Annotated in this window: 21 protein-coding genes and 1 riboswitch; of the genes, 15 read left to right on the forward strand and 6 right to left on the reverse strand. The window is 70.0% G+C overall.

Going from position 1 to position 23,135, the window contains the following annotated elements; all coding sequences use genetic code 11:
* Window positions 1–6: 6 nt before the first annotated feature.
* From AC07OH_RS21465 to AC07OH_RS21500, 8 genes are all read left to right on the forward strand, one after another.
* Window positions 7–675, forward strand: coding sequence for an amino acid ABC transporter permease (locus AC07OH_RS21465; RefSeq protein WP_062482282.1), 669 nt, complete (start codon window positions 7–9; stop codon window positions 673–675).
* Complete coding sequence (locus AC07OH_RS21470; protein WP_495302047.1) at window positions 672–1,244, forward strand: HutD/Ves family protein; 573 nt, start codon at window positions 672–674, stop codon at window positions 1,242–1,244. The genes AC07OH_RS21465 and AC07OH_RS21470 overlap by 4 nt, the downstream gene beginning before the upstream one ends.
* Window positions 1,245–1,267: 23 nt before the next feature.
* Entirely contained in the window at window positions 1,268–2,524 is a 1,257-nt protein-coding gene (hutI, locus tag AC07OH_RS21475) for an imidazolonepropionase (RefSeq protein WP_495302048.1), read from the forward strand.
* Complete coding sequence (locus tag AC07OH_RS21480) at window positions 2,521–3,903, forward strand: formimidoylglutamate deiminase (RefSeq protein ID WP_495302049.1); 1,383 nt, start codon at window positions 2,521–2,523, stop codon at window positions 3,901–3,903. Before hutI ends, AC07OH_RS21480 begins: the two co-directional genes overlap by 4 nt.
* 6 nt (window positions 3,904–3,909) lie before the next feature.
* Window positions 3,910–4,731: an N-formylglutamate deformylase gene (gene hutG, locus AC07OH_RS21485; protein ID WP_495302050.1), complete on the forward strand. Its 822-nt coding sequence runs from the start codon at window positions 3,910–3,912 to the stop codon at window positions 4,729–4,731.
* Entirely contained in the window at window positions 4,728–5,885 is a 1,158-nt protein-coding gene (locus AC07OH_RS21490; protein WP_495302051.1) for a histidinol-phosphate transaminase, read from the forward strand. The genes hutG and AC07OH_RS21490 overlap by 4 nt, the downstream gene beginning before the upstream one ends.
* A gap of 56 nt (window positions 5,886–5,941) precedes the next feature.
* Window positions 5,942–6,991 carry a homocysteine S-methyltransferase family protein gene (locus AC07OH_RS21495; RefSeq protein ID WP_495302052.1) on the forward strand — a complete coding sequence of 350 codons (1,050 nt, stop codon included), beginning with the start codon at window positions 5,942–5,944 and terminating at the stop codon, window positions 6,989–6,991.
* A gap of 78 nt (window positions 6,992–7,069) precedes the next feature.
* A complete protein-coding gene (locus AC07OH_RS21500; protein WP_495302053.1) occupies window positions 7,070–7,813 on the forward strand; it encodes an SH3 domain-containing protein in 744 nt (247 codons plus the stop codon).
* A 6-nt stretch (window positions 7,814–7,819) separates the two neighbouring features.
* Here AC07OH_RS21500 and AC07OH_RS21505 read toward each other — a convergent pair whose 3' ends face one another.
* The gene (locus tag AC07OH_RS21505) at window positions 7,820–8,740 is read right to left on the reverse strand and encodes a LysR family transcriptional regulator (protein WP_495302054.1); all 921 of its coding nucleotides are present in this window, start codon (window positions 8,738–8,740) and stop codon (window positions 7,820–7,822) included.
* A 101-nt stretch (window positions 8,741–8,841) separates the two neighbouring features.
* Here AC07OH_RS21505 and AC07OH_RS21510 point away from each other — a divergent pair, with 101 nt between their 5' ends.
* Window positions 8,842–9,279: a PACE efflux transporter gene (locus AC07OH_RS21510; protein WP_062473998.1), complete on the forward strand. Its 438-nt coding sequence runs from the start codon at window positions 8,842–8,844 to the stop codon at window positions 9,277–9,279.
* 21 nt (window positions 9,280–9,300) lie between these two features.
* Here AC07OH_RS21510 and AC07OH_RS21515 read toward each other — a convergent pair whose 3' ends face one another.
* Both AC07OH_RS21515 and AC07OH_RS21520 read right to left on the reverse strand, forming a co-directional pair.
* The gene (locus tag AC07OH_RS21515; RefSeq protein ID WP_495302055.1) at window positions 9,301–10,212 is read right to left on the reverse strand and encodes a lipase secretion chaperone; all 912 of its coding nucleotides are present in this window, start codon (window positions 10,210–10,212) and stop codon (window positions 9,301–9,303) included.
* A gap of 11 nt (window positions 10,213–10,223) precedes the next feature.
* Window positions 10,224–11,279 (reverse strand): esterase/lipase family protein, encoded by a 1,056-nt coding sequence (locus AC07OH_RS21520; protein ID WP_495302056.1) that lies wholly within the window; start codon window positions 11,277–11,279, stop codon window positions 10,224–10,226.
* A gap of 132 nt (window positions 11,280–11,411) precedes the next feature.
* Window positions 11,412–11,487: riboswitch (S-adenosyl-L-homocysteine riboswitch) on the forward strand.
* Between the two features lie 22 nt (window positions 11,488–11,509).
* Here AC07OH_RS21520 and metH point away from each other — a divergent pair.
* The 4 genes from metH to AC07OH_RS21540 all read left to right on the forward strand — a co-directional run bounded on the left by metH (window position 11,510) and on the right by AC07OH_RS21540 (window position 17,522).
* Window positions 11,510–14,272 (forward strand): methionine synthase, encoded by a 2,763-nt coding sequence (gene metH / locus AC07OH_RS21525; protein WP_492682353.1) that lies wholly within the window; start codon window positions 11,510–11,512, stop codon window positions 14,270–14,272.
* Window positions 14,273–14,372: 100 nt separating this feature from the next.
* A complete protein-coding gene (locus tag AC07OH_RS21530; RefSeq protein ID WP_495302057.1) occupies window positions 14,373–16,127 on the forward strand; it encodes an ArnT family glycosyltransferase in 1,755 nt (584 codons plus the stop codon).
* Window positions 16,124–17,110: a glycosyltransferase family 2 protein gene (locus AC07OH_RS21535; protein ID WP_495302058.1), complete on the forward strand. Its 987-nt coding sequence runs from the start codon at window positions 16,124–16,126 to the stop codon at window positions 17,108–17,110. The genes AC07OH_RS21530 and AC07OH_RS21535 overlap by 4 nt, the downstream gene beginning before the upstream one ends.
* Before the next feature lie 7 nt (window positions 17,111–17,117).
* The gene (locus tag AC07OH_RS21540; RefSeq protein ID WP_492682355.1) at window positions 17,118–17,522 is read left to right on the forward strand and encodes a GtrA family protein; all 405 of its coding nucleotides are present in this window, start codon (window positions 17,118–17,120) and stop codon (window positions 17,520–17,522) included.
* Between the two features lie 32 nt (window positions 17,523–17,554).
* Here the strand turns inward: AC07OH_RS21540 and AC07OH_RS21545 are convergent, their stop codons facing one another.
* Genes AC07OH_RS21545 through AC07OH_RS21555 form a run of 3 tightly spaced genes read right to left on the reverse strand, consistent with a single transcriptional unit; the run spans window position 17,555 to window position 20,278 of the window.
* Complete coding sequence (locus AC07OH_RS21545) at window positions 17,555–18,754, reverse strand: amidohydrolase family protein (RefSeq protein WP_487848888.1); 1,200 nt, start codon at window positions 18,752–18,754, stop codon at window positions 17,555–17,557.
* Window positions 18,700–19,476, reverse strand: a complete 777-nt coding sequence (locus tag AC07OH_RS21550) for a TetR/AcrR family transcriptional regulator (protein WP_492682359.1) — start codon at window positions 19,474–19,476, stop codon at window positions 18,700–18,702. Before AC07OH_RS21550 ends, AC07OH_RS21545 begins: the two co-directional genes overlap by 55 nt.
* Window positions 19,477–19,504: 28 nt before the next feature.
* Window positions 19,505–20,278 (reverse strand): ferredoxin--NADP reductase, encoded by a 774-nt coding sequence (locus tag AC07OH_RS21555; protein ID WP_062473986.1) that lies wholly within the window; start codon window positions 20,276–20,278, stop codon window positions 19,505–19,507.
* A gap of 319 nt (window positions 20,279–20,597) precedes the next feature.
* Between AC07OH_RS21555 and AC07OH_RS21560 the strand changes: the two genes are divergently transcribed.
* Entirely contained in the window at window positions 20,598–22,217 is a 1,620-nt protein-coding gene (locus AC07OH_RS21560; protein ID WP_495302059.1) for a 6-hydroxynicotinate reductase, read from the forward strand.
* A gap of 4 nt (window positions 22,218–22,221) precedes the next feature.
* A complete protein-coding gene (locus AC07OH_RS21565; protein ID WP_495302060.1) occupies window positions 22,222–23,124 on the forward strand; it encodes a UPF0280 family protein in 903 nt (300 codons plus the stop codon).
* Window positions 23,125–23,135 lie beyond the last annotated feature (11 nt).

Genomic DNA, 23,135 nt, shown 5'->3' on the forward strand with positions numbered 1-23,135 from the left:
CGCGCCATGGACTTCGATTTCTCGCCCGTCTGGCAGGGCTGGCCCGACCTGCTGCGCGGCGCGCTGGTCACGGTGGAGATCACCGCCTGCGCGCTGGCGCTCGGTTGCGTGCTGGGCCTGCTGGTCGGCATCGGCCGGCTGAACCCGAAGCGGCGCTGGATCTACGGCGTGTGCACCGCCTACGTGGCGGCGATTCGCGGCACGCCGCTGCTGGTGCAGCTGTTCATCCTGTTCTTCGGCCTGCCGCACTTCGGCATCCTGCTGCCCGCCTTTGTGTGCGGCGTGCTGGGGCTCGGCGTGTACTCGGGCGCCTACGTGTCCGAGATCGTGCGCGGCGCGATCCAGTCGATCGACAAGGGCCAGACCATGGCCGCGCAATCGCTGGGCATGACGCCCGGCGTGGCGATGCGCCAGATCGTGCTGCCGCAGGCCGTGGTGCGCATGATTCCGCCGCTGGGCAACGAGTTCATCGCGCTCATCAAGAACTCGGCGCTGGTGTCGCTGCTCACGATCCATGACGTGATGCACGAAGGCCAGAAGATCATCAGCGTGTCGTACCGCTCGCTCGAGGTGTACCTGGCCATCGCGCTCGTGTACTTCATGCTCACGGGAACGATGACCTTGATCCTGCGGCATTTCGAACAGAAGCTGCGCCAGGGCGGGTTGATGCGATGAGCGTGCAGCGTTTTTCGCGCGCGACCCTGCGCGCCACGCCCTGGAAGAACGGCGGCGGCACCACGCAGGAAATCGCCAGCTGGCCGCCAGGCGCGGGGCTTGACAGCTTCGGCTGGCGCGTGAGCATCGCCACCATCGCGTCGCCGGGCCCGTTCTCGGTGTTCCCGGGCATCGAGCGCCAGATCATGCTGCTCGAAGGCGACGGCGTGCGCCTCTTCACGCACGACGGCCGCGTGTCGCACCGGCTCGACGTGCCGCACCAGCCCTTCGCCTTCTCGGGCGACGACCCGATCGACTGCACGCTGCTCGGCGGCGCCTCGAACGACTTCAACGTGATGGCGCGCGGCGGCCAGTGGCGCGCCGAGGTGCAGGTGCTGGAACGCGCCGCCGACATCGCGCCCGCGCCGCACGGCGTGCTGCTGGCCTTGCGCGGCGAGTGGCGCTTGAATGACGGCGAGGCCCTGGGCGAAGGCGAGGGCCTGTGCTGGACCGACGCCGCGCAGGCATGGCAGGCCGCACCGGTGAGCGACGGCGCGCGGCTGGTGGCCGTGCGCTTCCTGCCGGCCTGAGCGGCCCAAGCAAAGAACAGGAGATGACGATGACACCCCCCAGCGAATTCCCCTCGGCCGACGGCCTGTGGACCGGCCTGCGCCTGGCGCCCGGTGCGGCGCCCGGCCTGACCTTGGCGCCCGACGCCGAAGCCGCCCTCGTGGTCGCACAGGGCACGGTCCGCTGGGTCGGCGCGCGCGCCGACCTGCCCGCCGAATTCGCGGGGCTCGCGCCGCACGACGGCGGCGGCGCGCTCGTCACGCCCGGGCTCGTCGACTGCCACACGCACCTGGTCTACGGTGGCCAGCGCGCCAACGAGTTCGCGATGCGGCTGGCGGGTGCCACCTACGAAGAGGTGGCGAAGGCCGGTGGCGGCATCGTCTCGTCGGTGCGCGCCACGCGCGAGGCCGACGAAGACACGCTGTTCGCCCAGGCCGCCGCGCGCCTCGAGCAGCTGCTGGCTGACGGTGTGTGCGCCATCGAGATCAAGTCGGGCTACGGCCTGGCGCTCGCGCACGAGCGCAAGCAGCTGCGCGTGGCGCGGCGCCTGGGCCAGGCCTACGGCGTCACCGTGCGCACCACCTTCCTCGGTGCGCACGCGCTGCCGCCCGAGTACGCGGGCCGCAGCGGCGACTACATCGACCTCGTCTGCAAGGAGATGCTGCCTGCGCTCGCCGCCGAAGGGCTGGTCGATGCGGTCGACGTGTTCTGCGAACGCATCGCCTTCTCGCTCGCGGAAACCGAGCAGGTCTTCCAGGCCGCGCAGGCGCTGGGCCTGCCGGTGAAGCTGCATGCCGAGCAGCTCTCGGACATGGGCGGCGCGGCGCTGGCCGCGCGCTACGGCGCGCTGTCGTGCGACCACATCGAGCACCTGTCGGCCGACGGCATCGCGGCCATGCGCCAGTCGGGCACCGTGGCCGTGCTGCTGCCCGGCGCCTACTACACGCTGCGCGACACGCACCTGCCGCCCATCGACGCGCTGCGCGCCGCGGGCGTGCCGATGGCCGTGTCGACCGACCACAACCCCGGCACCTCGCCGACGCTGAGCCTGCTGCTGATGGCCAACATGGCCTGCACGCTGTTCCGCCTCACCGTGCCCGAGGCGCTGGCCGGCGTCACCGTGCACGCCGCGCGCGCGCTGGGCCTGCAGGACACGCACGGCGCCATCGCGCCCGGCATGCCCGCCAACTTCGTGCTCTGGAACCTGCACGACGCCGCCGAGCTGGCCTACTGGTTCGGCCAGCAGCCGGTGCGCGTCGTGGTGCGCCAGGGACGCATCGCCATCGGAGCCACCGAATGACACACACGCTTTTCGCAGCCGATGCGCTGCTGCCCGCAGGCTGGACGAAGAACGTCCTGCTGACGTGGAACGACGCCGGCCAGCTCACGCAGGTTCAGTCCGCCGCGCAACCGCCAGCGGGCGCGCAGGTGGCGACCGGCCCGGTGATCCCGGGCATGCCCAACCTGCATTCGCACGCCTTCCAGCGCGCCTTCGCCGGACTCACCGAGCACCGCGCCGAGCAGCAGGACAGCTTCTGGAGCTGGCGCACGCTGATGTACCGCTTTGCCGCGCGCCTCGGCCCGCAGCACATGGAGGCCATCGCCACCTGGCTCTACGCCGAGATGCTCGAGGCGGGCTACACCAGCGTGTGCGAGTTCCAGTACGTGCACCACGACACCGACGGCCGCCCCTACGCCGACGACGCGGCGCTGAGCCGCGCGCTGCTGCGCGCCGCGCAGAACACGGGCATCGGCTTCACGCTGCTGCCCGTGCTCTACCAGACCAGCGGCTTCGGCGACCAGCCGCCCACCGAGGGGCAGCGCCGCTTCATCCGCTCGACCGAATCGATGCTGCGCCTGCTCGACGCGCTCAAGCCCGACTGCGACGCGCAGGGCGCGCGCCTGGGCCTGGCGCCGCATTCGCTGCGCGCCGTGCCGCCCGAGGCGCTGCGCGAGGCGCTCGCCGGCCTGGACGCCATCGACCGCACCGCGCCGGTCCACATCCACATCGCCGAGCAGACGAAGGAAGTGGACGACTGCGTGGAGTGGAGCGGCCTGCGCCCGGTCGAATGGCTGCTCGACCACGCGGCTGTCGACGCGCGCTGGTGCCTCGTGCACGCCACGCACATGAACGACGCCGAGTACGAATACGCGGCCCAGAGCGGCGCGGTCGCGGGCCTGTGCCCGACCACCGAGGCCAACCTGGGTGACGGCATCTTCGACTTCGCGCGCTGGCGCAGCCACGGCGGCGCCTGGGGCGTGGGCTCCGACAGCCATGCCAGCGTCAACGCGGCCGAAGAACTGCTGATGCTCGAATACAGCCAGCGCCTGGGCCGGCGCCAGCGCAACGTCGGCGCCAGCGCGGCGCAGCCGCACGTGGCCACCGCGCTCACGCTCGAAGCCGTGCAGGGCGGGGCGCAAGCGGCGGGCCGTGCGGTCGGCGGGCTGGCCGCGGGGCAGCAGGCCGACTTTGTCGTGCTCGATGCCCATCACCTCGCGCTGCAGGGCCTGTCGGCCCCTGACATGCTCTCGGCCCATGTGTTCGCGAGCCACCGCACCTCGGCCGTCGACGCGGTCTGGGTGGCGGGCCGCCCGCGCGTCACGGCCGGGCGCCACGCGCTGCATGGCGATGCCGCAGCCGCCTTCGTTGCCGCGCGCACCCAACTCCTCAAGGACTGAATTCCCATGGCCTTCACCACCACCGAACCGGCGTTCCGCTTCCGCCAGGGCACGCGCCCGCTGCTGATCTCGATGCCGCACGTCGGCACGCACGTGCCGCCCGCGCTGGCCGCCCGCTTCACCGACGAGGCGCGCCACGTGCCCGACACCGACTGGCACCTCGAGCAGCTCTACGACTTCGCCGACGCGCTCGGCGCCTCGGTGCTCGTGGCCACGCACTCGCGCTACGTGGTCGACCTGAACCGTCCGCCGGACGGCGCCAGCCTGTACCCGGGCCAGAGCGTCACCGGCCTGTGCCCGGTCGACACCTTCGACGACACGCCGGTCTACATGAGCGCCGCCGAGCAGCCGTCGGATGCCGAGATCGCCGAACGCCGCGAGGCCGTCTGGCGTCCGTACCACCAGCAGCTGCAGGCCGAGCTTGACCGCCTGCAGGCCGCGCACGGCACCGTCGCGCTGTGGGACGCGCACTCGATCCGCTCCGTGCTGCCGCGCTTCTTCGAAGGCAAGCTGCCCGACCTGAACCTGGGCACCGCCGACGGCAAGAGCTGCGACCCCGCGCTGGCCGCCACGCTGCGCGGCATCGCCGAATCGGCGCCGGGCTACACCGGCGTGCTCAACGGCCGCTTCAAGGGCGGCCACATCACGCGCCAGTACGGCAACCCGGCCGGCGGCGTGCACGCGGTGCAGCTGGAGATGACCCAGTCGAGCTACATGCAGGAAGCGCTGCCCTTCGACTACCTGCCCGACGTGGCCGCGGGCGTGAAGCCGCATGTGCGCCGGATGCTGGAAGCGGTGCTGGCCTTCGTCGAAGGCGGCGCCCGGTGAGCGCCGCCATCCACGCGTTCGCGCGCCCCGAGGTGCCGCCGCTGCCGCCCTACAACGCGGGGCTGTCCTCGGACGCCGTGCGCGCGCGCTACGGCGTCAGCGAGATCGCGCGGCTGGCGAGCAACGAGAACCCGTACGGCCCCAGCCCCGCGGTGGCGCGGGCGCTGGTCGACCTGGCGGCGCGCGCGGGCACCTACCCCGACGCCAACTCCACGGCGCTGCGTGCCGCGATTGCGCAGCGCACCGGTGCGCAGCCCGGCGAGGTGGTGATCGGCAATGGCTCCGAGGACATCCTGCAGATGCTGTGCCAGGCGCTGCTGTCGCCGGGCGACCGCGTGCTCACGCAGCGCCCGGCCTTCGGCCTGCACGAGATCTACCCGCGCATGATGGGCGCGCAGGTCGAGCTGCTGACGCTCACGCCGGAACTCGGCTTCGACGTCGACGCCTGGTGCGCCGCGCTCGCGCGCGGGCCCAAGGTCGTGATGCTGGCCAACCCCTCGAACCCGGTCGGCTGCATGTTCGATGCGGCCGACTTCGCGCGCCTGCTCGCGGCGGTGCCCGCGGGCACGCTGCTGGTGGTGGACGAGGCCTACTACGAATATGCGCGGCTGGCGCCCGGTTACCCCGACGTGCTCGCCCTGCTGCGCGCATGGCAGGCGGCCGGCGAAGGCCGCTCCCCCTGGATCGTGCTGCGCACCTTCTCCAAGGCCTGGGGCCTGGCCGGCCTGCGCGTGGGCTACGGCATCGCGTCCGACGCGGCGCTGGTGCAGCTGCTCGACCGCGTGCGCACGCCCTTCAACGTGAACCTGGCGGCGCAGGCCGCGGCGCTGGCGGCCTGGGGCGACGAGGCCTTCATGGCGCAGGCGGTGGCGCGCACCGTGCAGCAGCGCGAGGTGCTGGCGGCGCAGCTTCGCGCCCTGGCCGGGTCGGTCTGGCCGGGCCTGCGCATCGCGCCTTCGGCGGCCAACTTCCTGTTCGTCGACCTCGGGCGGCCCAACGCGCCGGTCAACGAGGCCCTGCTGTCGCGCGGGATCATCGTCAAGCCCTGGAAAGAGCCGGGCTTCGAGACCTTCATCCGCGTCTCGGTGGGCACCGACGCGGACAACGCGCGCTTCGTGCAGGCGCTGGCGGAGATCGCGGGCGGGCAAGGCTGACGCCGGCAAGACCCGCCTGCGCGCCGGGCCAGACCGGGGTTTTTACAATCGCGGACATGACCAAGCCCCTCATCTATACCCGCGGCCAGGCGCTGCCGGGCATCCTGGCCAGCCGCATTGCCATCCTCGACGGCGCGATGGGCACGATGATCCAGCGCTTCAAGCTCACGGAAGAGCAATACCGCGGCGAGCGCTTCAAGGACTTCGAGCGCGATGTGAAGGGCAACAACGAGCTGCTGTCGCTCACGCGCCCCGACGTCATCACCGACATCCACGAGGCCTACCTCGCGGCCGGCGCCGACCTCATCGAGACCAACACCTTCGGCGCCACCACCATCGCGCAGGAGGACTACAAGATGGCCCACCTGGCGCGCGAGATGAACCTCGAATCGGCCAAGCTGGCGCGCGCGGCCTGCGACAAGTACAGCACGCCCGACAAGCCGCGCTTCGTGGCCGGCGCCCTCGGCCCGACGCCCAAGACCGCGAGCATCAGCCCCGACGTGAACGACCCGGGCGCGCGCAGTGTCGATTTCGAATCGCTGCGCGCGGCGTACTACGAGCAGACCGAGGCATTGGTCGAAGGCGGTGCCGACGTGATCCTGGTCGAGACCATCTTCGACACGCTCAACGCCAAGGCCGCGCTGTTCGCGGTGGACGAGTACTTCGACAACAGCGGCCAGCGCCTGCCGCTGATCATCAGCGGCACGGTGACCGATGCGTCGGGGCGCATCCTCAGCGGCCAGACCGTCACGGCCTTCTGGCACAGCGTGCGCCATGCGCAGCCGCTGGCCATCGGCCTGAACTGCGCGCTGGGCGCGACGCTGATGCGCCCCTACATCCAGGAGCTGGCGCGCGTGGCGGGCGACACCTACATCAGCTGCTACCCGAACGCCGGCCTGCCCAACCCGATGAGCGACACCGGCTTCGACGAGACGCCCGACGTCACCTCGCGCCTGCTGCACGAGTTCGCGGCCGAGGGGCTGGTGAACATCGTGGGCGGCTGCTGCGGCACCACGCCGGACCATATCGCGGCGATCGGTGCGGCGGTGGCGCCTGCGAAGGGGCGTGCACTCAACAGCAACGGCTTCTACAAAGAGGCCGCCTGAAGCCAGGCGCCACGCGCGCCCTCGGCTGATTGACGGCTCCCCGCCCCACGCCTACGCTGGGGCGCACAGGAGCCTCCCATGAACGCCACATCCTTCTTGCGCCGCGCTGCCTTGGGCGCGTTCGTCCTGCTGCTGCCGTTCGCGGCGGCGGCGCAGCAGGCTTTCACGCGCGGCGCGGTCAACATGCGCGCCGGACCCTCGGGCGACTACCCGCTGGTGGCACGGCTCGGGCCGGGGCAGCCGGTCGACGTGGTCGGCTGCACCAGCGGCTACGGCTGGTGCGACGTGGTGCTGCCCGACGGCGGGCGCGGCTGGGTCTGGGCAAGGAACCTCGACTACGCCTACCAGCAGCAGCGCGTGCCGCTGGCCACCTACGGCGCGGTCATCGGCGTGCCGATCGTGAGCTTCGTGATCGGCAGCTACTGGGCCGACTACTACCGCGACCGCCCCTGGTACGGCGACCGGCGCTGGTGGGGCCAGCGGCCCCCGCCGCCGCCGATCGCGGGCTGGCGCCCGCCGCCGCCCGTGCACCCGGGCTGGCAGCCTCGGCCCTGGCCGCCGGGGCCTGGGTTCCGTCCACCTCACGGACCAGGGGTTCGTCCCCCGCACGGGCCGGGCATCCGGCCGCCCGTCGATCCGGGGTTCCGCCCGCCGCGCCCGCAGCCGGGCTTCCGGCCCGGGCCGCCGCCGGGCGTGTCGCATCCGCATCCGGGCGGGGGCCGGCCCGGTGGGGGTGGCGGGGGTGGAGGAGGGCGTCCGCACGGTGGGGGCGGTGGGCACGGCGGTGGAGGCGGGCACGGCCACGGCCACGGAAAGAATTGACCCGGCTCACACGGCCGGCGTTTCGATGCCGGCCGCCGCCTGCCGGTCGCGCGCGATCAGCGCCACGAAGCGCTGCGCCCCCAGCCCCAGCGGCCGTTCGCGCGACCACACCACGTCCACCCACAGGTCCAGCCCGTTGCTGAGGTTCTCGAACGGAATCTCGACCAGCGCGCCCGCCGCCACGTGCGGCCGCGCGAAGTTGCGCGGCAGCCAGCCCCAGCCCAGCCCGGCGGTGATCAGGCTCAGCGCGGCCAGCGCGTTGTCGGTGCGCCAGACATGCCGCGCGAACACGAAGCGCGGGTCGCTGGTGGCCAGGTCGCGCCCCGCGACCACGATCTGGCGCGTGTTGGTCAGGTGCTCCTCGCGCAGGCGCCCGCCGGCCGCGGCGCGCAGCACGGGGTGCTCGGGCGCCATCACGGCCACCATGGTGTCGCTGCCCACCTCCTGGAAGCCCTCGCGGCCGTCGAGGCTGGGGCGCTCGAACACCAGCGCCAGCTGCGCCCGGCCGCTGTGCAACAGCGCCAGCGCGTCGGCCTGCGGCGCGGCCAGCACCTCGACCTGCAGCAACGGGTAGTCGTCGGCCAGCGCGGCCAGCGGCCCGCTCCAGGGTGCGGCCAGCAGCTCGGGCGCGATGGCCAGCGTGAGCCGGTCTTCCAGCCCCTGCGTGAGCGCCAGCGCCTGCACCTGCAACTGCCGCAGCTGGGCCGCGAGCAGCCGTGCCTGCGGCTCGAGCGAGCGCGCGGCCGACGTGGGCTGGGGCTCGCGGCCGCTGCGGTCGAACAGCGGCAGCGCCAGCTCGGCCTCGAGGTGGGCGATGGCCATGCTCACGGCCGACGGCACCTTGCGCAGCGCCCGCGCGGCGGCCGAGAACGAGCCGTGGTCGATCACGGCCAGGAAGACCTCGACGTTGTCGCTGGAGAAAGCCATGGCGCCCGATCTATCAATAAAACTGAAACAAGTTAACTTTTTATATCAACTAAAAGCAAATAAAGTCCCTCCATCGCAGTCAAACACACAGAGAAACAGTCATGCAGGGCCTTCAGCGTCGGATCGTTTACATCTCCCTCTACGAGGGCATCGCCATCGTGGCGGCCAGCGCCGGCCTGGCCCTGATGTCGGACGCGGGTCTCGGCCACTCGGGCCTGCTGGCCGTGGGCGCCTCGGTCATCGCGGTGATCTGGAACCTGACCTTCAACGCCCTGTTCGAGCGCTGGGAGTCGCGCCAGGCGGTGCGCGGGCGCAGCCTGAAGCGCCGCATCGCCCACGCCATCGGCTTCGAGGGCGGCCTGATCGCCTTCCTGGTGCCGATGCTGGCCTGGGGCCTGGGCGTGTCGCTCTGGCAGGCGCTGGTGATGGACCTGGGCCTGGTGGTGTTCTTCCTGGTCTACACCTTCGTCTTCAACTGGGCCTTCGACCGCGTGTTCGGCCTGCCGGCCTCGGCCATGGGCGAAGCGCAGCCTGCGTAAGCCTGCGCTTACTTAGCCGATTCACCTCGCCGGCTTGGACGCGGCGGCCGAGCGCATCGCCAGGGCACCGCTCAGGCGCAGGCGCTCGTTCTCGTTGAAGAGCGTCTCGCGCAGCTGGGCCCGCTCGGCCTCGGGCGCGCTGGCGTAGCGGTCGAGCCGCGCATTCCATTCCTGGGTTTCCTGGTCGAGCGTGGCCAGGCCGCGCGCCACCTCGTAGCCGTAGGTCTCGCTGCGCGCGGCAAAGCGCTCCTGGGGGCTGGCGCCGCGCGCCTGCAGCGCCTCGGTCTGGCGCATCACGTCCAGATGGGCCACCGCCTCCTTGCGCACCTCGCGCTGCGCGGGTGACAGCCAGGCCTGCTCGCTCTGCGCGAGCGCCGCGGCGCGCTGCTCGGGCGTGAGGTCGGGGTTGGACAGCAGTTCCATCTTCTCGGCCATGAACCGGTCCTGCCGGATCTGGTCACCGAACAGGCCTTCGATTTCCTCGGGCGCGAAGAACTGCCGGCGCACCGCTTCGCGCGCCTCCAGGCTGCGCCGCAAAAAGGCCGGGTCGCCGGGCGCGGGCGGCTGCAGGGTGCGCAGGGCTTCCTGCATGTCGACGTAGCGCTCGAGCAGGCCGAGTGCGCGCACGCGCCAGTCTTCGCGCAGGCGCTGGGCGAGCAGGGCGGGCGCGCGGGCCATCAGCGTGGCCTTGCTGTCGGCCTGCGCTTCGGCGAGCACCTGGTCGAAGAGGGTGATGAGCTCGCTGGTGAGGAGGGCGTCGGGGGCCGCGGCGGTGGACTGCGCCGGCTGGGGCACGCCGGGCACCGCGACCGCCGTCGTGGCGCGGGGCGCGGCGGCCTGCGGTGCATCGACCGCCCCGGGGCCGAGCGCCAGCCAGCCGGTCCCCGCGGCCACCAGCGCGACCGCGCCGATGGTCAAGGCCACACCGCGCATGCGCAGCGTCCTCAGAGCCCCGCGCTCTTGAGTCGCGCGGCCTGTTCCCTGAACAGCTCCGGCGGCTTCTTCTCGTAGTACGGGAACTGGCTGCCGTAGGTGTTGCCGAAGGCCTGGTTCACCTCGTCCAGGTGGTTCTGGCGGTAGTCGCCCAGGTGGGTGCCCAGGCGCGTGGTGCAGACCGCGAGCAGGCCGTCGTTGGCCTCGCCGAAGAAGAACAGGCTGCCCAGCGTCGACAGCGCCGTGTCGCTCGGGTCGAACAGGTTGAAGCTGGTCGACACGCCCGACCACGAGTAGTAGCGCACGCCGTTGGCCACGGCCGCACCGCTCTTCACGTCGCACGACGAGCCCGGCGCGGGGCGCCCCTGCGGGAACTTGGCGTCGAAGGCCGCGCCGCCCGCCGTGGTCAGCGAGGCCAGCGCGTTCAGCGGCACTTCGGGCAGCTGGCTCGGGTCCTTGCCCGAGAGAAAACCGATCAGCCCCGTCAGCAGGCCGACGGCCTTCACCACCAGGGTCTGGCCGATGCCGCCTTCGGGCAGCTTGGCCAGCAGGTCGGCCACCTTCGAGCCGCCGTTGGCGCCGCCCACCGAGGTGACCGAGGCCACCATGTCGGGCGCCACCGCCGCCACGTAGCGCACCGTGGGCGAGCCCTGCGAATGGCCGATGAGGTTGAACTTGAGCGTGGGGTTCTGCTCCAGCGCGCGGATGGTCTTGAGCTCCTGCAGCAGCTGCTCGCCGCGGATCTCGGAGGTGTTGGTGCCCGACACCTGCGCCACGTACACCTTGGCGCCCGCGGCGGCCAGCCGGCCGGGGATGTCGTAGAAGTAGTCGACGCCCAGCAGGTTGTCGAAGCCCAGCAGGCCGTGGACCAGCACGATCGGGTACCTGGTCTTCGCCGTGTCGGAGGTGACGCGGGCCTCGACGCGCGTGGCGCTGTCGCCGGCGGCGGCATGCGCCGGTGGCGCGTGAACCGCGAGGGCCGCGGCGGCCAGGAGGCCGCAGCTCAAGGCCACGGCGCGCATCGGGGTGGCTGCATGCTGCAACCGGACATTCCACTTCCTGGCCATCGGCGAACTCCCTTACGTTTGGTTAAAAACACGAACGTTCGTTCAGAAACGGTGGGCGCATTCTGTTGACACGTGCAGGAATGAAAACTGGGGTTTTCCCAGGGCGCAATCGAATCGACCTAAAATGCGCGACTTCCCAAGGAGCGTTGCAGCGGTTCGCCACAGAGGCGAATCGTCAGGCTTGGGGCGACAACGACGCTCGCCTGTCCGACTCTTCCGCAGGTGAGGCCATGTCCCAGATTCCCGCATCCGTTTCCGCTCCCGTCGCTCCCCCTCCCATGAAGCTGTCCGGCCTCGAACCGGTCGCCATCGGCGAGGGCACGCTGTTCGTCAACATCGGCGAGCGCACCAACGTCACCGGCTCCAAGGCCTTCGCGCGCATGATCCTCAACGGCCAGTTCGAGGACGCCCTGGCCGTCGCGCGCCAGCAGGTCGAGAACGGCGCCCAGGTGATCGACATCAACATGGACGAGGCCATGCTCGACAGCAAGGTCGCCATGGTCCGCTTCCTGAACCTCATTGCCAGCGAGCCCGACATCGCGCGCGTGCCGGTGATGGTCGACAGCTCGAAGTGGGACGTCATCGAGGCTGGCCTGCGCTGCATCCAGGGCAAGGGCATCGTCAACTCCATCTCCATGAAGGAGGGCGTCGACAAGTTCAAGCACGAGGCCAAGCTGGTCAAGCGCTACGGTGCCGCCGCGGTGGTCATGGCCTTCGACGAGAAGGGTCAGGCCGACACCTACGCACGCAAGATCGAGATCTGCGAGCGCGCCTACCGCGTGCTGGTCGACGAGGTGGGCTTTCCGCCCGAAGACATCATCTTCGACCCGAACATCTTCGCGATCGCCACCGGCATCGAGGAGCACGACAACTACGCGGTCGACTTCATCGAAGCCGTGCGCTGGATCAAGCAGAACCTGCCGGGCGCCAAGGTGTCGGGCGGCGTGAGCAACGTGAGCTTCAGCTTCCGCGGCAACGACCCGATGCGCGAAGCCATCCACACCGTGTTCCTGTACCACGCCATCCAGGCGGGCATGGACATGGGCATCGTCAACGCCGGCATGGTCGGCGTGTACGACGACCTGGAGCCCACGCTGCGTGAGCGCGTGGAAGACGTGGTGCTCAACCGCCGTCCTGATGCGGGCGAGCGCCTGGTCGAAGTGGCCGAAACCGCCAAGAGCGGCGCCAAGGACGAAAGCAAGCGCCTCGAATGGCGCGGCACGCCGGAGCAGCCGGTGCACGTCAACCAGCGCCTGTCGCATGCCATGGTGCACGGCATCACCGACTTCATCGTCGAGGACACCGAAGAGGCCTACCAGCAGATCCTGGCCAAGGGCGGCCGCCCGCTGCACGTGATCGAAGGCCCGCTCATGGACGGCATGAACATCGTGGGCGACCTGTTCGGCGCCGGCAAGATGTTCCTGCCGCAGGTGGTCAAGTCGGCACGCGTCATGAAGTCGGCCGTGGCCCACCTGCTGCCCTACATCGAAGCCGAAAAGCTGCGCGACGAGGCCGCCGGCCGCGACGTGCGCACCAAGGGCAAGATCATCATCGCCACGGTGAAGGGCGACGTGCACGACATCGGCAAGAACATCGTCACCGTCGTGCTCCAGTGCAACAACTTCGAAGTGGTGAACATGGGCGTGATGGTCCCGTGCCACGAAATCCTGGCGAAGGCGAAGGTCGAGGGCGCGGACATCGTGGGCCTGTCGGGCCTCATCACGCCCAGCCTCGAAGAAATGCAGTACGTGGCCGGCGAAATGCAGCGCGACGACCACTTCCGCATCAAGAAGATCCCGCTGCTCATCGGCGGCGCCACCACCAGCCGCGTGCACACGGCCGTGAAGATCGCGCCGCACTACGAAGGCCCCGTGGTCTACGTGCCCGATGCCTCGCGCAGCGTGAGCGTGGCGCAGTCGCTGCTCTCCGACCAGGCCACCGCGTACATCGACGAGATCAACGCCGACTACGAGAAGGTGCGCACGCAGCACGCCAACAAGAAGCAGGTGCCGATGTGGCCCTTGGCCAAGGCGCGCGCCAACAAGACGCCCGTCGACTTCGCGAACTTCGTGCCCACCGTGCCCAAGTTCATCGGCCGGCGCGTGTTCAAGAACTTCGACCTCACCGAGCTGGCCAAGTACATCGACTGGGGGCCGTTCTTCCAGACCTGGGACCTGGCCGGCCCGTTCCCCGCCATCCTGAAGGACGAGATCGTCGGCACCGAGGCCGTGCGCGTGTACGCCGACGGCCAGCGCATGCTCAAGCGCCTCATCGAAGGGCGCTGGCTCAGCGCCAGCGGCGTGGTCGGCTTCTGGCCCGCCAACACCGTGAACGACGACGACATCGAGCTGTACACCGACGAGACGCGCAGCGAAGTCGCGCTCACCTGGTACGGCATGCGCCAGCAGACCGAGAAGCAGATGATCGACGGCGTGATGCGTCCCAGCCGTTGCCTGGCCGACTTCGTCGCCCCCAAGGACAGCGGCGTGAAGGACTACGTCGGCGTGTTCGCCGTCACGGCCGGCCTCGGCGTCGAGAAGAAAGAGAAGTTCTTCATCGACGACCTCGACGACTACTCGGCCATCATGCTCAAGGCCCTGGCCGACCGGCTGGCCGAGGCTTTTGCCGAAGCCATGCACCACCGCGTGCGTACCGACCTGTGGGGCTACGCGCCCCACGAGGGCCTGAGCAACGACGACATGATTGCCGAGAAGTACCGCGGCATCCGCCCCGCGCCCGGCTACCCGGCCTGCCCCGACCACAGCGTGAAGGGCCCGATGTTCGACCTTCTGAATTGCGCGGACATTGGCATGACCCTGACGGAGAGCCTCGCTATGATGCCCGCCGCCAGCGTGAGCGGCTTCTACCTCGGGCACCCCGATGCGACGTACTTCAACGTCGGCAAGATCGGGCACGACCAGTTGCAGGACCAGGCCGCGCGGCGCCGCACGAGCGAAGCGGAGCTCGAGCGCCTGCTGGCGCCGAACCTTTGAACCTGCCGGCCGGTCGGCGCGACCGGAGTGACCGGCCACGGGAGTTGATATTCAGAAGCTGATCTTTGCCGCCGCGCACTACGCCCAGTTCGCGATCTTCGTGATTGCCTGCTGGGGTGCCGGCCGCGCGGTGCTCGCGCGCCTGCGCCCGCCCTCGCGCCGCGACGCCTGGCTCGAGGCGGCCATGTCGGCCGCGCTCGGTGTCGGCCTTTACATCTGTGCCTTTCAGGCGCTGGCCATCTTCGGGCTCTTTCGCCGCGAGGCCACGCTGGGGCTGATCGGCGCGGGCGTCCTGGCCGCCGCGTGGCAGTGGCGCGGCTGGCGCGCCGAGGTGCGGGCGCTGCGCGCGGCCGCGCCCGCCACGCCGCCGTGGACCCGCTTCGAACGCATCGCCGCCATCGCGCTGGCGCTGGTCGCGCTGCCCGCGCTGGTGGCGCCGCTCGCGCCGCCGGCCGCCTTCGACGAGCTGATGTACCACCTGCCGTATGCACGCCTCGTGGCGCAGCAGGGCACGCTGGGCATCCACGACTGGCTGCGCTACCCCTGGTTTCCGTACAACTACAACCTGCTGTACGCCGCCGCGCTGCAGGTGGGCGACGACGTGCTGCCGCACTTCCTCAACGCCTTGGCGGGCGCGCTGTCGGTGCTGATGATCTTCCGCATCGGCATCCTGCACGCCAACCGGCTCACGGCCTGCATCGGTGCGGCCATCTGGCTGGGCATGGGCGACTACGCCAACGCGCTGATCGACATGGGCGTCGCGCTGTTCGTGCTGTCGGCCTTCGTGGCGCTGTGGTGGTGGCGCGAGTCCGAGCCGCTGCGCGACGGCACGCGCTGGCTGTCGCTGGCGGCGTTCTGCCTCGGCGTGGCGGCGGGCTCGAAGTACCAGGCGCTGATCTTCCTGCCGCTGGTGGCGGTGTTCGTGGTGCGCCACGAGCGTCGCGTGTGGCGGGCCTGGGCGCCTGCGCTGCTGTGCTTCCTGATCCCGTGCATCTACTGGTACGCGCGCAACGCCATCATGACGGGCGACCCCTTCAACCCGATCGGCGCGCGCGTGTTCGGCTTCACCGAGTGGACCCCGGCCGACTACGTGCAGCAGGTGGCCGACGTGCGCGTCCACGCCGAGATGCCCAACGCGCTGATCTGGCCCGTGTTCCTCGCGCCCTTCAGCGTGTGGTGGAAGCGCTCCGCTGCCGTGCGCGCGGCAGGCTGGTTCTGCCTGTACTCGGTGGCCGTGTGGGTCGTGACCTCGCGCTACCCGCGCTACCTGACCGCCTCGTTCCCCTTGCTGGCCCTGACGGCAGCCGTGGGCTGGCAGGCACTGGGGGTCTGGATCGTGGCCGGCGTGCGCCGCCTGCGTGGAGCGCAGGCGGCTGCCGCACCCGCCGGTCCGCGCAGTGGCGCCGGCGTCGGCGACTGGGTCGTGGTGCTGCTGCTGGCCGTGCTGGCGGCCGTGTCGGTCGGGCAGACCGCCAAGAAGGTGGCGATGGTTTCGCCCACGCCCGAGAGCCGCGACGCCTTCCTGCGCAAGCATGTGCCGGGCTACGCGGTGATGGACTACCTGCGCGCGAACGCGAAGGGCCGGGTCTACCAGATCGCGCTCAACGAGGCGATCTACTACGGTCCCAATCCGATCTGGGGCGACACGCTCGGACCGTGGCGCTACACCGATTTCGGCAAGCTCTCCGGCGCCGACCTGGCGCGCAAGCTCGCAGGCCTGGGGTTCGTCGCCGTCGTGCTGCCGGACAGCGTGGTGCCCGTGTTCAGCGCGCGTACCGACTTCGACAAGTACTTCGCCGTGCAGTATGAAAAAGACGGCGCCCGGGTCTACCGTATTCTTTCCGCTGCACCATGACCGATCCTGATTTCTCCTCGCACCGAGCCGGCAGTCAGGCTGTGCCGCGCATTGCCGCGGTCATTCCCTGCTTCAACGAGGCCCTGGCCATCACCCAGGTGATCGAGGGCTTCCGGGCGGCCCTGCCCGGTGCCGAGATCCACGTCTTCGACAACAACTCCACCGACGACACGGCCGCCGTGGCCCGCGCGGCCGGCGCGATCGTCACGCACGTGGCCGCGCGCGGCAAGGGCAACGTGGTGCGGCGCATGTTCGCCGACGTCGAGGCCGACATCTACGTGATGGTCGACGGCGATGCCACCTACGACACCACCGCCGCGCCGCGCCTCATCGCGCGGCTGGTCGAGGGCAACCTCGACATGGTCGTCGGCAGCCGCGTGGACGACGGCCAGGACGCGCTCACCTACCGCGCCGGCCACCGCTTCGGCAACTGGCTGCTCACGGGCACCGTGGCGCAGCTCTTCGGCGGCGGCCTCACCGACATGCTCTCGGGCTACCGCGTGTTCTCGCGCCGCTATGCCAAGTCGTTCCCCGCGCTGTCGCAGGGCTTCGAGATCGAGACCGAGCTGACCGTGCACGCGCTCGAGCTGCGCATGCCCTACGCCGAGGAAGCCACCGCCTACAGCACGCGCCCCGAAGGCTCGCACAGCAAGCTCTCGACCTACCGCGACGGCTGGCGCATCCTGAAGACCATCGGCAAGCTCTTCGTGAGCGAACGGCCGCTGCAGTTCTTCTCGATCGTCGCGGCCGTGCTCGCACTCGGCTCACTGGCGCTGGCCGTGCCGCTGTTCATGACCTACGCCCACACCGGCCTGGTGCCGCGGCTGCCCACGGCCGTGCTCGCCACCGGCGCGATGCTGGCGGCGCTGCTGTCCTTCGTCTGCGGCGTGGTGATGCACACCGTCACACTGGGCCGGCAGGAGGCCAAGCGGCTGCGCTACCTGGCGCAGCCCTGCGTGCGCGAGAGCCTGCGCGCACGCTGATGCCGTCATGAAGATCGGGCGCGAGTTCCTCTCGTTCGCCGTGGCCGGCGTGATCGGACTGGCGGTGGACGTGACGGTGCTCTACCTGCTGGCGCCGCTCCTGGGGTGGTACGGCGCGCGCGTCGTGTCGTTCCTGGCCGCCGCCACCACCACCTGGCTCTACAACCGCCGTTACACCTTCGCGGCGAGCGCCGCCACGGGGCGTTCGGTCTGGCGCGAATACCTGGGCTACCTCACGACCATGCTGGCCGGCGCCGTGCTGAACTACGGCACCTACGTGCTCACGCTGCACTGGGTGGAGGGCCGCTGGGCCGCCGCGCTCGGCGTGGCGCTGGGCAGCCTCGCGGGCATGGGCGCCAACTTCCTGTCGGCGCGCTACCTGGTCTTCCGCTCGCACCGCAGCGGCGGCTGAGGCCGCCGCCGGGCGCGCTCACTCAGGCGCGTTCAGTGCCCGCCCGACACCACCACCGGAATCTCGGTGGCCGGCGGCGTGTTGCGGCTGCGACCGCAGCGCACGAGGCCGTCGATCATCACCATGCCCACGCCCGGGATGTCGCCCAGCTGCACGCTTTCGAGCAGGCCCGGCGCGGGCGAATGCTGGGCGCGGTCCATGAACACGAAGTCGGCCGCGCGGCCCACTTCGATCAGGCCGCAGTTGAGCTTGCGGATCTTCGCCGTGTTGCCGGTGGCGAAGCAGAACACCAGCTCGGCCGGGATGTTCGCGATCGACGACAGCATCGCCACCATGCGCAGGATGCCCAGCGGCTGCACGCCCGAACCGGCCGGCCCGTCGGTGCCGAGGATCACGCGGTGCGGGCACTTGAGTTCGAGCGCGGCCTTGGCCGCCGCGATGGCGACCTTCTCGTTGCCGTTGTGCACGATCTCGATGGCGCGCGTGCTCTTCTCGCACAGCTCGCACACATGCGCTTCGGGCAGCGAGGTGTGGCCGCCGTTGATGTGGCCGATGATGTCGGCGTCGGCCTCGAGCACCACGTCCTTGTCGATCAGGCCCGAGCCGGGGATCGACGGGCCGCCCGTGTGGATCGTGCTCTGGATGCCGTACTTGCGCGCCCAGGCCACCATTTCCTTGGCCTCGTAGCCGGCCTTCACCGAGCCCAGGCCCACTTCGCCCAGCAGGCCCACGCCGGCCTCGGCGAGTTCCTTGAAATCGCTCTCGACCATGCCCTTTTCGATGACCGGCGCGCCGGCCAGCACCTTCACGCCGCCGGGGCGGAAGTTGTCGAAGGCGCGCTGCGCGGTGATGGCCAGCGCCTTCAGGCCGACGATGTCCTTCGGTCGGCCGGGCAGGTGCACCTCGCCGGCGGAAATCATGGTGGTCACGCCGCCGTGCATGGTGGAGTCGATCCAGCCGATCTGGCCCTGGCGCGGCGTCCAGTCGCCGAACACCGGGTGCACGTGGCTGTCGATGAGGCCGGGCGCGACGCAGGTCTTCTTCGCGTCGATGACGGTGACGGCGCCTTCGAGGTCGCAGTCTTTCTCCTTGCCGACCGCCACGATCAGGCCGTCGTTCACCACCAGGGTGTCGGCGTCGAGGATGGGCTTGTCGATGTCGCCCGAGAGCAGCAGCCCTATGTTCTTGATGACGACCTTGCCCGACTTTGCGCCGGCTGCGATTTCTGCCATTTCGTTGTGTCCTCGTCGTGGGGGGGGGAAGGGGTTCTGTTGTCCGATGCCTCGTCCGCACGCACGGTGCGCAGCAGGGTCTCGATCACGAAATCTTCCCAGTGCGCGACGGCTTCCGGCGACTCCATCGGCTCGCCGAGGAAGGCCGTGAGCGTGTGCCGGTTCGAGGTGTAGAAATAGCCGGTGGACGCGATCAGCAGGTAGATGTCGCGCGCCACGAGGTCGGTGCGGAACAGGCCCTGGGCCGCGCCGCTGGCAAGGATTTCCGAAATGATGGCCACCGCCCGCGACGAGTACTCGCGCGCCCGCAGCGACTTCGAGATGTGCCGGCCCTTGTGCAGGTTCTCGGTGTTCAAGAGCGTGACGAACTCGGGGTTCTTGCGGTAGTAGCCGAGCACGAAGCGGATGACTTCGGTGAGCGCTTCCACGGGCCGCGAGGCGTCGAGCGCAATGGCGGCCTCGGCGTCGTCCATGCGCTGGTAGATGCCTTCGAGCACCGCGATGAACAGGCCCTCTTTGCTGCCGAAGTAGTAGTAGATCATCCGGTCGTACGACTTGGCGGCCTTGGAGATCTTCTCCACGCTGCCGCCGTCGTAGCCGTACTTGGCGAACACCTTGGTCGCCGCCTTGAGGATGCTGTCGCGCGTGGCCTGGGCCGCGGCCTCGCGCACGCCGGTGCGGCGCTGGGGCTTGGGCTTGCTGACGGAGCGGGAGTCGGCCATCGTGCGCGCAGCGCCTCTGTGTCGGGTCTTACTTCTCGGCGAAGGCGCGTTCGACCACGAAGTCGCCGGGCGTCGAGGTGTTGCCTTCCTTGAAGCCGCGCTTTTCCAGGATGTGCTTCAGGTCGACCAGCAGGCCGGGGCTGCCGCACAGCATCACGCGGTCTTCCTCGACGTTCAGCGGCGGCAGGCCCAGGTCGTCGGTGAGCTTGTTGCTCTCGATCAGGTCGGTGACGCGGCCCTGGTTGCGGAACTCCTCGCGCGTGACCGTGGGGTAGTACAGCAGCTGCTTGGCGATCATCTCGCCCAGGATCTCGTGCTTGGGCAGGTGGTCGGTCACGAGGTCGTGGTAGGCCAGCTCGTCGACCTGGCGCACGCCGTGCACCAGGATGACCTGCTCGAACTTCTCGTAGGTGTCGGGGTCGCGGATGATGCTCATGAACGGCGCCAGGCCGGTGCCCGTGCCGAACAGGTACAGGCGCTTGGCCGGCAGCGTGTAGTCGATGAGCAGCGTGCCCGTGGGCTTGCGGCCCACGATCACGGTGTCGCCCACCTGGATGTGTTGCAGCTTCGAGGTGAGCGGGCCGTCTTCCACCTTGATGCTCAGGAACTCGAGGTGCTCCTCGTAGTTCGGGCTCACGATGCTGTAGGCGCGCAGCAGGGGCTTGTTGTTGACCTTCAGGCCGATCATCGTGAAATGACCGTTCGAGAAGCGCAGCGCCGGGTCGCGCGTGGTGGTGAAGGTGAACAGGCGGTCGGTCCAGTGGTGGACGCTCAGGACGCGTTCTTCGCTGAATGCACTCATACGGAACTCAAGTGTTGGTTGAAGACAGAAAAGGGTGGCTGAGCCGAAATGCACGCCTTTGGGGCGTCCGCCATCGGCCGGCTAGCAACCCTGCATTGTCGTTGGTCGGAAAAACCCCGATGAACACCGCGAGAAAACACCATTGCAAGCATCGGGCCTGTTTGCTACATTGACCTTTGATGTAGTGAACGCAACATGAAAGTGTAGGGGATGCTACACAAACGAAAGCCGCCGCACAAGCACCTGCACGGCACGTTTGTTGCAAACCTCCGGGGCCTGAAGACCCGCTCCGACAGCACCACACCACGAGATCGCCCCGATGACTGAACACACCAAGACAGACGGACTGCCCGGCATCGACATGCCCCTGGTCGCGCAGGCCGGCGGCGCCGCCTTCGGCAAGGCGCCGCCGCGCAACGAGAAGATGAGCACCGCCAAGGTCGAGTGCAACGCCTGCCCGGTGCTGTGCCAGATCTCCGACGGCCGCACCGGCGCCTGCGACCGCTACGCCAACCGCCAGGGCGTGCTGGTGCGCGTCGACCCGGTGGTGCTGCTGCGCCGCACGCTCGCCAGCGAGCAGCCGGCGCTCGTGCCCTTCGACCGGCCCGGTGCCGACGCGACCGAGGCGGACACGACGCCCGACTGGAACGGCGACCTGCTGCACGCCGACGAGGTCTTCGTCACCGGCGTGGGCTCGTCCACCACCTACCCCGACTACAAGCCGGCGCCCTTCATCGTGGCTTCGAAAGCCCAGGGCGTCGACATGGTCACCGTCGTCACCGAAGGCATCTTCAGCTACTGCAGCTTCAAGGTGAAGATCGACACCGACCGCTTCCTGGGCGCCGAGCAGGCCAACGTGCGCTACAAGGGCGAGGTCGTGGGCCATGTCACCACGGCCGAGTACGGCTCGCAGATGCTGTCGCTGGGCGGCGTGCACCACCTCACGGGCGGCAGCAAGAAAGAGGGCCGCATGACGGCCGAGCTCATGCAGCTCTTGGGCAACAAGCAGGCGGTCGAATGCACCATCGACGGCGGCGCCAGCCTCGTCATCCAGGCCGGCAAGGCGCCCATCGTCAACGGCGTGGAAGAACAGCGCATGCGCGTGGGCTGCGGCTCGGCCGCCGTGGGCATCTTCGCGCGCCAGTTCGCCGGCGTGGCCGACGAGGTGGTGGTGGTCGACGACCACATCACCGGCGTGCTCACCGAGCACCAGGCCGGCCGCTGCCTCGACATGACGCCCTCGGGCATCCAGATGCTGGGGCGCAAGTCCACGCCGGGGCGCTACTTCCAGGTCGCGAACCCGGGCAACGGCTGGGGCGGCACCGACATCGCCGACCCGCTGGCGATCATCGACGGCTGGGAAGAGGGCGTGGCCCGCCCCGGCCTGCGCCTGCTCATGACCTCCACCACCGGCGAACACGCGCAGTGGTACGTGCTCGACGAGGCGCTGAAGCCCATCGAACAGGAAATGCCGCCCGAGGTGCGCCGCATCGTCGACCGCATCGGAGAGAACTGCGAGCCTTCTCTGTGCACCGTGCTGTTCCTCGGTGGCGCCGGCGGCAGCCTGCGCGCGGGCGTCACCGAGAACCCGGTGCTGCTCACGCGCGCCATCAAGCGCGCGCTGGTCAACGTCACCTGCGGCGGCGCGCCGGCCTATGTGTGGCCCGGCGGCGGCATCACCGTGATGGCCGACGTCATGCGCATGCCCGACAACAGCTTCGGCACCGTGCCCACGCCGGCCATCGTCGCGCCCATCGAGTTCAGCATGCGGCGCGACGACTACGAGGCGCTCGGCGGCCACGTCGAACACATCTTCCCGCTCGAGCAGGCGCTCGCGCGCGGTGCGTGGCAGGAAGACGGCGCACCGCTGGCGCGCCAATGGCTCGTCATCGACGATGCCAATCCGTGGCCCCTGGGCCATGCCCCGATGCTGGGCTGACACCATGTCCGCCCAACGCACGGCGCTCGACGCGGGCCGCTGGCACTTCAACCACGGCCCGATCGACATCGTGGCCGAAGCACACGGCGACCCGTACGCCGTCGCGGCCGCGCACGACGCGGCCTGGGCGCGCTTCGGCCATGTGCTCGACGAACTTGTGCGCGAGCTGCCGCAGCTGCGCCTGCCCGTGGCTGCACGCCAGCGCCCGCGCGGCGTGGTCGCGCGCCGCATGTGGGACGCCTGCGATGCGTTTTCGCCGCTGTTCCTCACGCCCATGGCGGCCGTGGCCGGCAGCGTGGCGCAGGAACTCATCGCCTTCTACGACCGGCCCGGCATCGAACGCGCCTGGGTCAACAACGGCGGCGACATCGCGCTGCACCTCGCGCCCGGCCACACGGCGCGCGTGGGCCTGTTCGCCGATCTCGCGCGCTTCGACTGGCGCGACAGCGGCATGCTCACGACCGACGGCCAGTTCGAGCTGCACGCCGACCAACCCGTGCGCGGCGTCGCCACCAGCGGCTGGCGCGGGCGCAGTTTCTCGCTGGGCATCGCCGACAGCGTGACGGTGTTGGCCGCCACCGCGGCGCAGGCCGACGCCGCCGCCACCGTGATCGCCAACGCCGTCGACGTGGCCGACGCCGCCATCCAGCGCAGGCCCGCCAGCGCCTGCAAGGACGACAGCGACCTCGGCGACACCCTCGTCACCGTCGACGTGCCGCCGCTGGCGCCCGCGCAGGTGCACCATGCACTCGATGCGGGCGCGGCGTGCGCCCGCGCGTTGCAGAAAAGGGGGCTCGTGTGGGCCGTTCTGCTCGTTTGCCAGGGGCAGTGGCGGCGGGTGGAACCCTTATGCTCGAAGTCGCTGGACATCGCGCTGCCCGAAGCAGTTGGTTCAGTATTTGCTTAACGAAAAGCAAG

The organism is Variovorax sp. GW821-FHT10C12, from assembly GCF_059415405.1.